The 15,472-nt window shown below is 59.3% G+C and carries 15 protein-coding genes; 4 read left to right on the top strand and 11 right to left on the bottom strand.

The genetic code is table 11. The annotated features are described in order from the left end of the window. Window positions 1-101: 101 nt before the first annotated feature. Window positions 102-701: a DsbA family protein gene (locus ACYBHZ_RS01475; protein ID WP_460272404.1), complete on the bottom strand. Its 600-nt coding sequence runs from the start codon at window positions 699-701 to the stop codon at window positions 102-104. A gap of 112 nt (window positions 702-813) precedes the next feature. Here ACYBHZ_RS01475 and ACYBHZ_RS01480 point away from each other — a divergent pair, with 112 nt between their 5' ends. Then, a complete protein-coding gene (locus ACYBHZ_RS01480; RefSeq protein ID WP_460272405.1) occupies window positions 814-1,830 on the top strand; it encodes a ribose-phosphate pyrophosphokinase in 1,017 nt (338 codons plus the stop codon). A gap of 75 nt (window positions 1,831-1,905) precedes the next feature. Here ACYBHZ_RS01480 and ACYBHZ_RS01485 read toward each other — a convergent pair whose 3' ends face one another. The 9 genes from ACYBHZ_RS01485 to ACYBHZ_RS01525 form a co-directional block, all read right to left on the bottom strand. Further along, a complete protein-coding gene (locus tag ACYBHZ_RS01485; RefSeq protein ID WP_460272406.1) occupies window positions 1,906-2,253 on the bottom strand; it encodes an H-type lectin domain-containing protein in 348 nt (115 codons plus the stop codon). A gap of 82 nt (window positions 2,254-2,335) precedes the next feature. After that, window positions 2,336-2,854 (bottom strand): hypothetical protein, encoded by a 519-nt coding sequence (locus ACYBHZ_RS01490; RefSeq protein WP_460272407.1) that lies wholly within the window; start codon window positions 2,852-2,854, stop codon window positions 2,336-2,338. Between the two features lie 26 nt (window positions 2,855-2,880). Further along, window positions 2,881-3,234, bottom strand: a complete 354-nt coding sequence (locus tag ACYBHZ_RS01495; protein ID WP_460272408.1) for a hypothetical protein — start codon at window positions 3,232-3,234, stop codon at window positions 2,881-2,883. Between the two features lie 73 nt (window positions 3,235-3,307). Continuing rightward, window positions 3,308-3,715 carry a F0F1 ATP synthase subunit epsilon gene (locus tag ACYBHZ_RS01500; protein ID WP_460272409.1) on the bottom strand — a complete coding sequence of 136 codons (408 nt, stop codon included), beginning with the start codon at window positions 3,713-3,715 and terminating at the stop codon, window positions 3,308-3,310. Window positions 3,716-3,739: 24 nt separating this feature from the next. Next, complete coding sequence (gene atpD / locus ACYBHZ_RS01505; RefSeq protein ID WP_460272410.1) at window positions 3,740-5,164, bottom strand: F0F1 ATP synthase subunit beta; 1,425 nt, start codon at window positions 5,162-5,164, stop codon at window positions 3,740-3,742. Window positions 5,165-5,184: 20 nt separating this feature from the next. Beyond that, on the bottom strand, window positions 5,185-6,057 hold the full coding sequence (locus ACYBHZ_RS01510; protein ID WP_460272411.1) for a F0F1 ATP synthase subunit gamma: 873 nt from the start codon (window positions 6,055-6,057) through the stop codon (window positions 5,185-5,187). Window positions 6,058-6,074: 17 nt separating this feature from the next. Continuing rightward, entirely contained in the window at window positions 6,075-7,613 is a 1,539-nt protein-coding gene (gene atpA, locus ACYBHZ_RS01515; protein ID WP_460272412.1) for a F0F1 ATP synthase subunit alpha, read from the bottom strand. After that, window positions 7,613-8,173 carry a F0F1 ATP synthase subunit delta gene (locus ACYBHZ_RS01520; RefSeq protein WP_460272413.1) on the bottom strand — a complete coding sequence of 187 codons (561 nt, stop codon included), beginning with the start codon at window positions 8,171-8,173 and terminating at the stop codon, window positions 7,613-7,615. Before ACYBHZ_RS01520 ends, atpA begins: the two co-directional genes overlap by 1 nt. A gap of 436 nt (window positions 8,174-8,609) precedes the next feature. Continuing rightward, window positions 8,610-9,359 carry a class I SAM-dependent methyltransferase gene (locus ACYBHZ_RS01525; RefSeq protein ID WP_460272414.1) on the bottom strand — a complete coding sequence of 250 codons (750 nt, stop codon included), beginning with the start codon at window positions 9,357-9,359 and terminating at the stop codon, window positions 8,610-8,612. Window positions 9,360-9,434: 75 nt separating this feature from the next. Here ACYBHZ_RS01525 and gloB point away from each other — a divergent pair, with 75 nt between their 5' ends. The 3 genes from gloB to ACYBHZ_RS01540 all read left to right on the top strand — a co-directional run bounded on the left by gloB (window position 9,435) and on the right by ACYBHZ_RS01540 (window position 13,845). Next, on the top strand, window positions 9,435-10,199 hold the full coding sequence (gene gloB, locus ACYBHZ_RS01530) for a hydroxyacylglutathione hydrolase (RefSeq protein ID WP_460272415.1): 765 nt from the start codon (window positions 9,435-9,437) through the stop codon (window positions 10,197-10,199). Between the two features lie 234 nt (window positions 10,200-10,433). Continuing rightward, the gene (gene clpA / locus ACYBHZ_RS01535; RefSeq protein WP_460272416.1) at window positions 10,434-12,773 is read left to right on the top strand and encodes an ATP-dependent Clp protease ATP-binding subunit ClpA; all 2,340 of its coding nucleotides are present in this window, start codon (window positions 10,434-10,436) and stop codon (window positions 12,771-12,773) included. Window positions 12,774-12,870: 97 nt separating this feature from the next. After that, window positions 12,871-13,845 carry a M23 family metallopeptidase gene (locus ACYBHZ_RS01540; protein WP_460272417.1) on the top strand — a complete coding sequence of 325 codons (975 nt, stop codon included), beginning with the start codon at window positions 12,871-12,873 and terminating at the stop codon, window positions 13,843-13,845. A gap of 3 nt (window positions 13,846-13,848) precedes the next feature. Here the strand turns inward: ACYBHZ_RS01540 and ACYBHZ_RS01545 are convergent, their stop codons facing one another. Then, a complete protein-coding gene (locus tag ACYBHZ_RS01545) occupies window positions 13,849-15,471 on the bottom strand; it encodes a peptidoglycan -binding protein (RefSeq protein ID WP_460272418.1) in 1,623 nt (540 codons plus the stop codon). Window position 15,472 lies beyond the last annotated feature (1 nt).

Raw genomic sequence — 15,472 nt, forward strand, 5'->3', positions numbered from 1 at the left:
AGGGGCGAAACCGCTGTGGCGCAAAGGGGCTAGTTTGCGCGGCCCGGTCGTGAAACCAGTCCTGAAAACGGGCACCAAACCGGACGCGAAGCCGGGATCGATCACAACGTCCCGAGATGCTCGTCCAGCATGTCCAGCCGGTCCTGCCCCCAGAACCGCTCATCCGTGTCCGTGACGATATAGAAAGGCGAGCCGAAAATCCCGGCCTTCAGCCCCTCCTCCAAGTTCTGCGTATAAATCTCGGCGCCCTTGAGCATGCCGGTCATCGACAGCATGGGATCAAACCCGGACGCCTTCAAAGCCTCCGTGACCACCGCATCCTCGGCAATGTTGCGATCCTCTTCCCAAACCGCTTTCAACAGCCGCTGCACCAACCCGTCGAGATCTCCACCGCCCGCCTCTTGCGCGGCGATCACGGCGTAGGACGCAGGCGCCGCATTGGTCGGCCAGAAGGCGGGTTGAAACTTCATCGGCTTGTCCAGCTTCGCAGCAAAGCGTTTGAGTTCCTGCAACCGATAAAGCTTGCGCGCATCTGATCTTTGGGCCGGACGCGGCGCTCCGACACGATCAAACATGGTCAGAATATCAAAAGGCTTGTAACGCACCGTCGCACCGTGTTTCGCCGCGATCTCGGCAAAACGGTCCCCTGCGAGATAGGTGAAAGACGACAGAAGCGAAAAATAATAGTCTATATGTGCCATTTGGTCTCTCCCAACGCCTCCTGATGTTTGCAAGACCGTAGCGGGGTGGTAAGCGGTGTCAACGTTACGATTCCGTGACGCTCAGGCCGAAAACACCCCGGGAAAAGCTGCTATGCCCATGACTCACGAGCCCAAACTCATCGCCGGTAATGCCAACCGAACTCTCGCCAACTCCATCGCGCGCCGCCTCTCCATGCATCGCGGCATGTCGATTGACCTCTGCGACGCGCGGGTCGAACGCTTCAACGATGGCGAGATCTTCGTCGAAGTCTACGAGAACGTGCGTGGCGAAGACATGTTCGTGGTTCAGCCGACCTCGAACCCGGCCAATGACAACCTCATGGAACTGCTGATCATCACCGACGCGCTGCGCCGATCCTCTGCTGGCCGCATCACCGCCGTGGTGCCCTATTTCGGCTACGCCCGTCAGGACCGCCGCACCAAGGCGCGCACGCCGATCTCCGCCAAGCTCGTCGCCAACATGATGGTTGAAGCGGGTATTGAGCGCGTTCTGACCCTCGACCTGCACGCCACGCAGATTCAGGGCTTCTTCGACATTCCGGTGGACAACCTCTACGCCTCCCCGGTCTTCGCGCTCGACATCAAGCATAACTTCAAAGATGACATGCAAGACATCATGATCGTCTCCCCGGACGTTGGCGGTGTGGCCCGTGCCCGTGAGCTTGCCAAACGCATCGATGCGCCGCTCTCCATCGTCGACAAACGCCGCGAAAAGCCGGGCGAAGTCGCCGAGATGACCGTGATCGGTTCCGTTGAGGGCAAGAAATGTATCATCGTCGATGACCTTGTGGACACCGCCGGCACGCTTTGCAAAGCCGCCGATTTGCTTATGGATCACGGTGCTGCCGAGGTGCATGCCTATATCTCCCACGGCGTTCTCTCTGGTCCTGCCGTGGAGCGTGTGACCAACTCGAAGCTGTCGTCTCTGGTCATCACCGACTCCATCGAGGCCAATGACGCTGTCGCCAAGTGCAAAAACATTCGCATCGTCCCGACCGCGCCGCTGTTCGCGCAGGCGATCATCAACACTTGGAACGGCACCTCTGTGTCGTCCCTGTTCGAAGACAAAACGCTGATCCCGCTTTACGAAGGTGTGTATCACCCCTGATCTTCGACCAGCAGGAATAATAAAAGGCGCGCGGGACCACCCGACGCGCCTTTTTTCATGCCCGGATGGGACCGTTCACAGATCCCAGTCATCCTCATTCTGAACCGGGCCAAAGGCGATCCAATCCGCACGCACCCGCGCGATTTTCGTGTCACCCCAAGTGCGGAAGACGATCACGAAGCCCTCCTCCGTCACCATCTCTGCGGAAATATCAACGCGGTGATTGGTGCTCTGGTCGATATCCAGCATCGACAGGCTCACCTGTACCTTCGGCGCGCGCAGAAAACTGTCATCGAATTCCACAACCCGGCGCAACTCCCGTGGCCCCTTCCCGGTCCACATGGCCCCGCCGTCCTGAAAATCGGAAAATAGCACAAACGACCCTTGTGCGATCCCGAGTTGATGGTTCTCAATTCTCAGCATTGATCTTTTCTTGTCCCCCGAAGGCAGATTGCCCCGAAACGGTCGACAAAGGGAAGAGGAAAAGAGTTAACGCCTCAGTAGCCTATCGTACCTCCGGCACCCTGCTGGCCGTTTCTTCTGGAGCATCTGGAGCATTTTCATATGCAAGCCCCGGCCATACATGGCTGATAAAAAAGAAGCCCCCCACACAGATCGGCACCATGATCTGCACGTTGGAAGGCATCTCACCAAAGAGAGAGCGAAAGACGTAGGATCGAAAACACGATAAGACGATAAGCCCCCAGACCCAAAGACAAAGAGCCAAAGCTATACGCATCAGCCAAAAGTGAAAAAGACGCTCGAACCAATCGAGCCCTTTCAGCCGCAAGAGCGAAAAGGCGAAAACTGCAACAACTATTGCAATACCGCCGCCGAGAAGAGCTGCGGAAAAATTTCCAGATAAAAGATGACGGCCGCTTATACCCAACGACATAGAGGCCGCCAAGAGGCTGACAAGCCCGGTCAACCAAGCGGAAATATCGCTGAATACACGTCGCCAAAGCATCTGTCGTTTAAAATCCCTTATATCTATCCCTCCGAAATTACCGAGAGATTTCGACATAAAGATGGCTGACGTGATGGGTGCCCTCAGAGCTTCGGCTTGCCCGCATGTTTGGCGCGGATTTTGGCGATCACATCGGGGGCGTCGATACGGTCGAGCTCCTTATGAGCCTCCCCGTCCATGTCGATCCCATGGGTCGCACAGAGCGAGGCCAGCGTCACCATAACGCCGCCCACTTCCTGCGGGGCGTCGCCTTCTTCTCGTGAAAACACATAGTCCACAAGCTCATGCGCGAATGTGCGGCTCGCGCCGAGGGACTGTACCAGTTCAAGCGCCTCTTCCAAAAAGCGCCGATTGCGCTCTGCCGCGTCCATGGCCACCGATTCACCGAAACAGGTCACGACCCACTCCTGAACGCGCGTTTGAAATGTCTTATCCATCTTAAAGTCTTTCCTCTTCACAAAAGAAAAGGCCCCGCATCTGCAGGGCCTTTCGAAAGTCTTTGTCCCAACCTCAGAGGTTGGTGTGGAACCCGAGGTCCTCGGCGATATGGATCAGGTCAGCGAGGAAAGAATGCGTTTCCGCCTGCTCTTCCACCGACGCCTTGTCATGCTCGGCGCGGGCTTTCGTGATCATATCCGACACGATCTCCTGAGACATTTCCCCACGCGGCAGAGCAACCTCGGCCAGAACGGAAACATTGTCAGCAGACAGCTCGGCAAAACCGCCCGTCACGATGAACTCCATCTCACCTTCCGGCCCGGTTGCGATCAGACGACCGGGACGCAGGGTGAGGATGGTGGGCTCATGGCCCGCCATCGCAGTAAGACGACCTTCGGAACCCGGGATCTGGACCTGATCTGCTGCGAGAGACGCAAGTTTGCGCTCCGGAGAGACAAGATCAAATTGGACTGTAGCCATGAGAGGCCTCCTTCCGGGTTACGATTAAGCCGCTTCCGCAGCCAGTTTTTCGGCTTTCTCAAGCACTTCGCCGATGCCGCCAACCATGTAGAAGGCTGCTTCCGGTAGGTGGTCATATTCGCCAGCCACAACCGCCTTGAAGGACGAGATCGTGTCTTCGAGCGGCACCTGAACGCCGTCGGCGCCGGTGAACACTTTCGCCACGTCGAACGGCTGGGAGAGGAAACGCTGGATCTTACGGGCGCGGGCCACGGTCAGCTTATCTTCTTCCGAGAGTTCGTCCATGCCGAGGATGGCGATGATGTCCTGCAGCGACTTGTAGCGCTGAAGGATACCCTGAACTTCGCGCGCAACCTGGTAGTGCTCTTCGCCAACGATCTGCGGATCGAGGATACGCGAGGAGCTATCGAGCGGGTCCACAGCCGGGTAGATCCCGAGCTCGGAGATCGCACGGTTGAGAACGGTGGTTGCGTCGAGGTGGGCGAAGGTCGTTGCCGGAGCCGGGTCGGTAAGGTCATCGGCGGGCACGTACACAGCCTGGATCGAGGTGATCGAGCCGTTTTTGGTGGAGGTAATACGTTCCTGCATCGCACCCATGTCGGTGGCCAGCGTCGGCTGGTAGCCCACAGCGGAGGGGATACGGCCGAGAAGTGCGGACACCTCGGAACCGGCCTGCGTGAAGCGGAAGATGTTGTCCACGAAGAACAGAACGTCGGTACCGGACTGGTCACGGAACTGCTCAGCCAGCGTCAGGCCGGTGAGAGCAACGCGCGCACGGGCTCCCGGAGGCTCGTTCATCTGACCGTAAACCAGAGCCACTTGGGACTCGGAGAGGTTGTCCGGTTTGATAACGTTGGATTCGATCATCTCGTGGTAAAGGTCGTTCCCTTCACGGGTCCGCTCACCCACACCAGCGAACACGGAGAAGCCCGAGTGCACTTTTGCGATGTTGTTGATGAGTTCCATGATGAGAACGGTTTTACCAACGCCTGCACCACCGAAGAGACCGATCTTACCACCTTTGGAGTAAGGTGCGAGAAGGTCGATCACCTTGATGCCGGTGACGAGGATTTCGGTGTCGGTTGCCTGAGCTGCGAATTCCGGAGCTTCAGCGTGGATCGGGCGACGTTCGTCGGATTCAACCGGGCCTTTTTCGTCGACGGGCTCGCCGACGACGTTGAGGATACGGCCGAGGGTCGCGTTGCCCACCGGAATGGTGATCGGACCTTCTGTGTCGATCACTTCCTGACCGCGCACGAGACCTTCGGTCGCGTCCATTGCGATGGTGCGGACAGTGTTTTCGCCGAGGTGCTGAGCCACTTCGAGGATCAGACGGTTGCCGTTGTTGCTGGTCTCAAGCGCGTTGAGAATTTCAGGAAGCGCATCTTCGAACTGCACGTCCACAACGGCGCCAATCACCTGCGTGATTTTGCCTTTTGCGTTTGCCATGTTTCGTTACTCCGGGTGTCTTAGAGCGCTTCAGCGCCCGAAATGATTTCGATAAGCTCGTTGGTGATCGCAGCCTGACGGGAACGGTTATATTCCACGGTCAGCTTGTCGATCATGTCGCCCGCGTTGCGCGTCGCGTTGTCCATAGCGGACATCCGCGCGCCCTGTTCGGAGGCAGCATTTTCCAGCAGAGCCGAGAAGATCTGCGTGGCCACGCCACGCGGCAGAAGTTCAGCCAGAACACCTTCTTCAGAAGGCTCGTAGCTGTAGACGGAACCATCCGCCCCCTCTTCGACCTCGTAGGCCGCCGGGATAATCTGCTGCGCGGTCGGAACCTGCGTCACAACATTCTGGAACTGCGCGAAGAAGATCGTCGCGACGTCAAATTCCTCGGCGTCAAAACGAGCGAGAAGATCTTTGGCGATCTCTTGCGCGTTCAAGTAACCGATTTTCTTGACCTCGGAGAGATCCACATGCGCGACGAACAGGTCGCCATAGTCCCGCTTGAGCTGCTCACGACCTTTCTTGCCGACGGTGAGAATTTTCACCGTCTTGCCAGCGGCCTGAAGCTCTTTGATGCGGGTCCGGGCCAACTTCACGATATTCGTGTTGAAGCCGCCGCAGAGACCTTTTTCAGACGTCATGACGACGAGCAGTTGCACATCGTCCTTGCCGGTCCCGGCGAGAAGCCGGGGCGCGGAAGCGGAGCCACCAACCGAAGCCGACAGCGCACCCATGACAGCGTTGAATCGCTCTGCATAGGGGCGCGAGGCCTCAGCCGCATCCTGTGCCCGCCGCAGTTTCGCGGCGGCCACCATCTGCATGGCCTTGGTGATCTTGCGGGTCGATTTAACCGACGAGATCCTGTTTTTGAGATCCTTGAGGCTGGGCATCTAAGCGTCCTTCAGGATTAAGCGTAGGTTTTGGCGAATTCGTCCAGAACCGCTTTGAGCTTGTCAGCCGGTTCGCCTTTGATCTTCGGATCCTCATCGGTGATCCACTGAAGAACGTCAGCTTTCTGGTTGCGCAGGAACTCGAGCAGCTTGGCTTCGTATTTACCAACCTCAGTCACCGGGATGTTGTCCAGGTAGCCATTGGTGCCAGCGAAGATCACGCAAACGATCTCAGCATTGGTCAGCGGAGCGTATTGCGGCTGTTTCATCAGCTCGGTCAGACGTGCACCGCGGTTCAGAAGTTTCTGAGTTGCGGCGTCGAGATCGGAACCGAACTGAGCGAACGCTGCCATCTCACGGTACTGAGCGAGGGACAGTTTCACAGGACCAGCCACGGAGGACATGGCTTTGGTCTGAGCCGAGGAACCAACGCGGGACACGGAGAGACCGGTGTTCACAGCCGGGCGGATACCCTGGTAGAACAGTTCGGTTTCGAGGAAGATCTGACCGTCGGTGATGGAGATCACGTTGGTCGGAATAAACGCAGACACGTCACCGCCCTGGGTTTCGATGATCGGCAGAGCCGTCAGCGAGCCAGCGCCGAAATCTTCGTTCAGCTTCGCGGAACGCTCCAGCAGGCGCGAGTGGAGGTAGAACACGTCACCCGGGTAAGCTTCACGCCCCGGCGGACGACGCAGAAGCAGGGACATCTGACGATAGGACACAGCCTGTTTGGACAGGTCATCGTAGATGATCAGAGCGTGACGACCATTGTCACGGAAATACTCGGCCATCGCGGTCGCGGTATACGGTGCAAGGTACTGCATCGGAGCCGGATCGGATGCGGTTGCGGCCACCACGGTGGTGTATTCGATCGCGCCGGACTCTTCGAGTTTCTTCACGAGCTGAGCCACGGTGGAACGTTTCTGACCCACAGCAACGTAGATGCAGTAGAGTTTCTTGCTCTCGTCGTCGCCAGCAGCCTCGTTGTAGGACTTCTGGTTCAGGATCGCGTCGAGCGCCACAGCGGTTTTACCGGTCTGACGGTCGCCGATGATCAGCTCACGCTGGCCACGGCCGATCGGGATCATAGCGTCCACGGACTTGAGGCCGGTGGCCATCGGTTCGTGCACGGATTTACGCGGGATGATGCCCGGTGCTTTGACGTCGGCGATGCGACGCTCGGACGCGTCGATCGCGCCTTTGCCGTCGATCGGGTTGCCGAGGCCGTCAACAACGCGGCCCAGCAGGGCGTCGCCAGCCGGCACGTCCACGATGGACTTGGTACGGGTGACGGTGTCGCCTTCTTTAATGTCACGGTCGGAACCGAAGATCACGACGCCGACGTTGTCGGCTTCGAGGTTGAGCGCCATGCCCATGATCCCGCCCGGGAACTGGACCATTTCGCCAGCCTGGACGTTATCGAGGCCGTACACACGTGCGATCCCGTCACCGACGGAGAGCACGCGGCCCACTTCAGCAACCTCGGCCTCCTGGCCGAAGTTTTTAATCTGCTCCTTTAGGATCGCAGAAATTTCAGCTGCCTGGATTCCCATTATCCGACCTCTTTCATTGCATTCTGGAGGGAGTTGAGCTTGGAGGCGATCGAGGTGTCGATCATCTTCGAGCCCACCTTAACGATAAGACCGCCGATGAGGGCTTCATCCACGGTCGCATTGATGTTGACGGTCTTGCCGAATTTCTCGGAAAGCGTCTTGGAGAGTTTCGTGACCTGCGTCTTGGTCATCGGTTTGGCCGAAGTCACCTCTGCGGTCACTTCACCGCGCTCTTCAGCCAGCAGGTCGCTCAGTTTGGCGACCAGCTGCGGCAGAACGAACAGACGACGGTTTTGCGCCATCAGCCCGAGCGTGCCGGAAACGATGCCGGACAGACCGGCTTTTGCAGCAATCGCCTTGATCGCGCCTTCGAGCTCTTCGCGCGTGTAAACCGGCGAAGTGATCAAAGTCTTGAGATCGTCGCTCTCGGAAAGCGCGGTGGTCAGCGTCGCCACGTCCCCTTCGAGAGCCGCAATGGCGTTGCTTTCCTTGGCCAGTTCAAAAACGGCCGTTGCATAACGTGCGGCAATGCCGCCGGAGATCGAAGCTGGTTCGGACACGTCCACCCTTCCGATGTCTTAGGGCCCGCCCCCGTCCGCCCCTTGTGAGGGATCTCGCACCGGGAAAGGGCAGCTTGGTTGACCTACACGTCGTGCGTAGGCAACAAAATCAGCGTGGATGTATCAGAGGCTTAGCCTTGCCGCAACCTTGTTAGACCACTTTAGCGCCAACAGAGACAAACTGCCTTCCTTGAAATTTCAGGCATTTAGAAAGATCGCGGCGTTGTGACGCAAAAAAATTTCACGCTGAGCGCACGAACCGCTCACGGATTCGTGTGATTCCCTCACTTTCGTCGCCTCTTCGCGCCTCAAAACGCCGCACATTCTGCGGTTCGCCGCCGCCAAGCCGCGAAAAACAAGCGACAAATTTGTGTGATTCACGGGCTAGGATCGCGTGAAATATTTGGTCGCGCGCGCCCGGTTGCCCCCGATTGGATCAAACCGGCTTCGCTTCGGGCACAGGTCTCAACCCCTCCAAAACGCCGCCTTTTCGGCGCGCCGCTTCCGGCGTGCCCGATCCGGTCTGCGCGTAGACCTGTTTCGACACTTCGACCACCAGAACACCGCCCACCAAAGCCGATGGCATCTGCCGTCCGACTTTCTCCCAAACCGCACCCCAGCGCTTCCAAAAGCGTTTGTGCGACGGGGGTTGATAGAGCACGGCCGCATGGCGCTCCGGCATGAACCGTGCACGGCGCAGCTGACCTTCCAATTGGCTCAAGCTGTAAGGACGACCATAGCCGAACGGCGTGTTGTCAGAACGCGACCAAAGCCCGCCCCGGTTCGGCACCACAAGCATCATGCGCCCGCCGGGCCCGAGCACCCGCCAGCATTCCTCCAGCAAAGCGTCCGGCGCGTCGGACATTTCCAGACCGTGCATCACGAGAAGCTTGTCGACGATCCCTGTCTGTAGCGGCCAACGGGTTTCCGGGCAAAGCGCAGAGACATTCGGCATGCCTGCGGGCCAATGCATCACCCCTTGCTGATCCGGCATCAGCCCGACGACGCGGCGCGCGTCCGCAAGGAAAGGCCGGAGGAGAGGCACGGCAAAGCCGAACCCCGCAACCGTCTGGCGCGACGCATCCGGCCAAAAGGCCACAACCTGATCCCGGATCGCCCGCTGCGCTGCGCGGCCCAATCCGGTCCGGTAGTAGAAATTTCTCAGCTCAACGACGTCGAGATGCATTGCAATCCCCGGGACTTCCCCGAATGCTGGCCTAAATGTCAGTGTCACCATAAACGCAAGAGACCGGAGAACGCCATGCTAGAGATCGTCACCGTTGCCGCCCTGTCCGACAATTACGATTTTCTCGTCCATGATCCGGTCAGCGGACGCACCGCTTTGGTCGATGCCGCCGATCCCGCCCCCCTTCTCGACGCCCTGACGGAGCGCGGCTGGACGCTTGATGAGATTTGGCTCACCCATCACCATTGGGACCATATTGATGGAGCCGCTGGGGTGTTCGAAGCCACCGGCGCCACGATCACCGGCGCGAAAGCCGATCAGCATCGACTGCCGCCGCTCACCCGCGTGGTGGAGCCGGGTCAAAGTTTTGATTTCGCGGGCCATGAGGTCCAGGTTCTAGGCGCGGACGGTCACACCGTCGGGCACATCGCTTATTACATCCCCGATGCCAAAGCGCTCTTCTCCGCCGACAGCTTGATGGCTCTGGGCTGCGGCCGCTTGTTCGAAGGCACGCCGGAACAGATGTGGGAAACCCTGTCTCGCTTTGCCGCCCTGCCAGACGACACCATGGTCTATTCCGGCCACGAATACACCGCGTCGAATGCGCGGTTTGCCCTCACGATTGAGCCGGAAAACACAGCACTCCGCAACCGTGCCAAAGCCATCGAGACAGCGCGTTCTGAAGGCGAAGCCACAGTGCCATCCCTGTTGTCTTTGGAGCTTGCGACCAATCCGTTCCTCCGCGCCAATCTTGCCCCTGTGAAACAGGCTCTGGGCATGGCAGACGCCAGCGATGTCGCCGTTTTCGCCGAAATTCGAGCCCGCAAAGACAGGTTCTGAATCTCCTGAGCCCCCTTGTTTTCCTGTCAAGTCGTCATAGATGATTTTCTATCAATAGGGGAAACTCGCGACCCAAAGCGCACAAAACTTGGCGTCTCAGAAAAATTTACCAGTGTTAACGAACTTTTTCCTTGAAGCTCGCGCGTATCAATCGAACTTTAAGAGTATGAGGCCACGGTTAGGTGCGGGACCAGTCCCCCTCCAGACCCCGAATGCGAAGGAGCACAGAACGACGTGCCGTCATTTTCGAACACCCTTGAGCAAGCCATTCACGCAGCTCTGGCGCTGGCAAATGCCCGCCGCCACGAACTCGCCACACTGGAACATCTTCTGCTGGCGCTGATCGATGAACCCGACGCAGCCCGCGTTATGCAGGCCTGCAATGTCGATCTCGAGGAGCTTCGCAAAACCCTTCTGGATTATATCGAGGACGATCTTTCGACGCTGGTCACCGATGTCGAAGGCTCCGAAGCGGTGCCCACCGCTTCGTTCCAGCGCGTGATCCAACGCGCCGCGATCCACGTGCAATCCTCCGGCCGGACCGAAGTGACCGGGGCCAACGTGCTGGTTGCGATCTTCGCGGAACGCGAGTCGAACGCCGCCTACTTCCTGCAAGAACAGGACATGACGCGTTATGATGCGGTGAACTTCATCGCGCATGGCGTCGCCAAAGATCCGTCCTTCGGCGAACAGCGCCCGATCACCGGCGCCGACCAGAACGATGAGGACGACTCCGCCCAAACGCAACAGGCTCAGCCTGCCGCCGAGGACAAGGAAAGCGCCCTCGCGAAATACTGTGTCGATCTGAACAAGAAAGCGATGCTGGGCGATGTCGATCCGCTGATCGGCCGTGCCCATGAGGTCGAGCGCTGCATTCAGGTGCTCTGCCGCCGCCGCAAGAACAACCCGCTTCTCGTGGGTGATCCCGGCGTCGGCAAAACCGCCATCGCCGAAGGCCTCGCCAAGAAAATCGTCGATGGCGAGACCCCCGATGTGCTGGCCAATTCGACGATCTACTCGCTCGACATGGGCGCGCTTCTCGCGGGCACCCGGTATCGCGGCGATTTTGAAGAACGCCTGAAAGCGGTCGTCAAAGAGCTCGAAGAACACCCGGACGCGGTTCTCTTCATCGACGAAATTCACACCGTGATCGGTGCGGGCGCCACGTCAGGCGGCGCGATGGATGCCTCGAACCTGCTGAAACCTGCTCTGCAGGGCGGCAAGCTGCGCTGCATGGGCTCGACGACTTACAAAGAGTTCCGCCAGCATTTCGAAAAAGACCGCGCCCTGTCCCGTCGTTTCCAGAAAATCGACGTGAACGAGCCCTCTGTCGATGATGCCGTGAAAATCCTTCAGGGCCTCAAACCCTATTTCGAAGAACACCACGACATCCGCTACACCGCCGATGCGATCAAGACCGCCGTGGAATTGTCCGCGCGCTACATCCATGACCGCAAACTGCCCGACAAAGCGATCGACGTGATCGACGAAGCCGGTGCCGCGCAACATCTCGTCGCTGAGAGCAAACGTCGCAAAACGATCTCCCCGAAAGAGATCGAAGCGGTCGTGGCCAAGATCGCCCGTATCCCGCCGAAAAACGTCTCCAAAGACGACGCGGAGGTGCTCAAAGATCTCGAATCGACCCTCAAGCGCGTGGTCTTCGGTCAGGACAAGGCCATCGAAACCCTGTCCTCCGCGATCAAACTCGCCCGTGCGGGTCTGCGCGAGCCGGAAAAACCCATCGGCAACTACCTCTTCGCCGGCCCGACCGGTGTGGGTAAAACCGAGGTCGCGAAACAGCTTGCGGACACGCTTGGCGTGGAACTGCTGCGCTTCGACATGTCGGAATACATGGAGAAACACGCGGTCTCCCGCCTGATCGGTGCGCCTCCGGGCTATGTCGGCTTTGACCAGGGCGGCCTTCTGACCGACAGCGTGGACCAGCACCCGCACTGTGTGCTTCTGCTCGACGAGATCGAAAAAGCGCACCCGGATGTCTACAACATCCTGCTTCAGGTGATGGACAACGGCAAACTGACCGATCACAACGGCCGCACCGTCGATTTCCGCAACGTGATCCTGATCATGACCTCGAACGCAGGCGCGTCCGAGCAGGCGAAAGAGGCCATCGGCTTTGGCCGCGACCGTCGCGAGGGCGAAGACACCGCCGCGATCGAGCGGACCTTCACACCGGAATTCCGCAACCGTCTGGACGCGGTGGTTTCCTTCGGCCCGCTGCCGAAAGAGGTCATCCTGCAAGTCGTCGAGAAATTCGTGCTACAGCTTGAGGCCCAGCTCATGGACCGCAATGTGCATATCGAACTCACCCGCCCGGCCGCAGAATGGCTCGCCGAGAAGGGCTACGACGACAAGATGGGCGCGCGTCCTCTGGGCCGTGTCATCCAAGAGCACATCAAGAAACCGCTCGCCGAAGAGCTGCTCTTTGGCAAGCTCTCGAAAGGTGGAGAGGTCAAGGTCGGTGTCAAAGACGGCGAGATCGAACTGCGTGTCGAAGAGCCGGGCAATCCCCGCATCGGTCGCTCGAAGAAGCCGCCATTGCTCACCGCTGACTGATCCGGCGCAGCGTAAATCACATCGAACAAAGCCCCGTCACCTTGACGGGGCTTTTTCATCACGCGACGTTGCCCCCGACCTGTTATGAGATATGCGTATGCGTGCCCTGATTGCTTTTCTGCTCCTCGCCTCCCCGGCCCTCGCCCGTGACCCGGTGTTGGCCCCGCCCATCGACTGCGTGCTGGGGCAGACCTGCTATATCCAGAATTACGTCGATACAGATCCCGGCCCAGGAGCCGCCGATTTCACATGTGGCACGCTGAGTTACGACGGGCACACAGGGACGGATTTCGCCCTCCCGACCCTCTTAGACATGCAGCAAGGCGTCGATGTCCTCGCCTCCGCCCCCGGCACGGTGAAGGCCATTCGCGACGGAATGGCGGATATCGCGCAAAACACCGAAGGCGCGCCCGACATCACCGGCAGAGAATGCGGAAACGGCGTCGTGATCGATCATGGCGACGGGTGGAGATCCCAGTATTGCCACATGAAGCAAGGCTCCATCGCCGTTCAGAAAGGCCAAAGAGTTGGCGCCAGCACCGTGCTCGGACAGGTCGGCCTGTCCGGCCAAACCGAGTTTCCGCATGTCCATCTTGCCCTGCGCCACAACGGCAAACTTGTCGATCCGTTCAACCCGAGCGGTCTGATTTTCTGCGGCGAAGACGCGATGCAGAACGGCACGCTCTGGGACCGCGACATGCTCTATCACGTGGGCGGGCTGCTGACCCTTGGCCTCGCCACGGAAATTCCAACCTATGACGACGTCACCTCAGGCACGGTGGGCATTGAGGGCGGGGCGCATCTGACCTCCGAAAGCCCGGCCCTCGTGGTCTTCGGCTTTGGCTATGGGGCACTCAAGAGCGACATTGTCCGGCTGAGCATCTTCGGCCCCGACGGCGAAGTGATCAGCCATGACGCCATCCTGGAAGACAATCAGGCCCGGATGTATCGCGCTGTCGGGCGCAAAAATCCCGGCACATGGGCTTTGGGTGGCTACACGGCGACGGTGCAACTCATGCGGAACGGCATCGAAATCGACCGCCGCGAAGAGCGGTTTCGCATCGATAAGTGAGCGTTACTTCTCAGTCAGCTTCAGCTCGATCCGGCGGTTCTGCGCCAGCGCCTCCGGGCCGTCGCCCTCCGCAATCGGTTGATATTCCCCGAAGCCCGCCGCCACGAGACGCGACGGATCGAAGCCCAAATCATTCACCATATAGCGCACCACGGCCAGCGCGCGGGCCTGCGACAATTCCCAGTTGTCGCGATACTTGCCCGTGCCCGCGAGTGGCGTTTTGTCGGTATGCCCATCGACACGGATCACCCAGTCGATCTCCGGCGGAATCTCTGCGGCGACTTCCGAGAGAATGCGCGCGACACGCGCGATCTGCGTCTTGCCCTGTGGCCCGAGATCGGCGGAGGCCGGCTCGAACAGGATTTCTGAGGAAAACACGAACCGGTCACCAACGATCTTGACCCCTTCCCGATCCCCGAGGATTTCGCGCATCCGCCCGAAAAACTCGGATCGGTAATTCTGGAGAGATTTCGCTTCTTCTTCCAAACGCTTGCGTTCGGCTTCCTCTAGCGTGGCACGGGCCTTTTCTTCCGCCGCCACCTGCGCCAAAGCGGAGTTCAGGCGTTGTGTCAGACTGTCGATCTGGACCTGATTTTCCGTGTCCTGCGCCGTCCGCACATCGAGGGTCGATTGCAGCGAAGAAAGCTGCTCACGCATCTGCGCCACCTGCGCGTTCAGGAGCGCGAGCTTGCGCTGTCCTTCCGCAGATTTGGCCTGTTCCGTCTCAAGCGCCACCTGCGCCGTGGCCAAAAGCGCCGCCTGTTTGTCCCGATCCGACACGTCCTGATCAAGCTGGGCCTGCAACTTGTCCCGCGCCGTTCGAGCCGCCGCCAACAGGGTCAAAGTCTCTTCGGCCTGTTTGCGCGCCTCTTCCAGCGCCAGTGTCATCGCGGTCAGCTCGTCGCCCGAACCTGCAATCTTGTCCTGCAACGCCTTCAAGGCCGCGGCATCGGCCAGACGATCTTTTTCCGATTGCGAGAGCTCATCCTGCGCCTGTTCAAGCGCGGATTGCCGCTCGTTCGCCTCGGTCTTGAGCTGCGCGACGAGGGCATCGAGCGCCTCTCGCCGAGCCGCCGCCAAACGCGCTTCTTCCGTGGCTGCATCGATCTCATCGCGGGCTTTTGCGAGCGCCAGCTGCGCGGCTTCCTGATCTGAAATCAATTGCGCTTTGGCCGCTTCCAAATCCTCGATTTGCGCGGCCAATTGCGCACCTTCGGTCAGAGCCGCATCGCGCTCCGACATCAGGCTTGCCACCTGCTGCTCAAACGATGCGATCCGCCCTGTCAGCGCGGCATTCTGGCCCTCCAAATCGGCGATGGTCTTGGCCTGATTTTCCGCCTTGGCCCGCGCATCCGACAGCGTCGCCTGCAAGGTTCCGATCTGGGTCTCAAGCCCGAGGTTCTTTTGCTGTTCCAACCCCAAAGCATCCGCCAAAGCGTTCAATTCGCCCGTCAGCGCATCGAGCTCATGTTCCTGCCCGGAAATCTGGTCGCGGAGCATGGATTGGACGACCATGAAAATCGTCAAAACGAACATCAGCACAAGCAAAAGCGCCGTCATCGCATCGACGAACCCCGGCCAAATTGAGCCGGACATGCGATGGGAAGAACGGCGCAGAACGGCCATG

The organism is Celeribacter sp. ULVN23_4 (assembly GCF_054788345.1).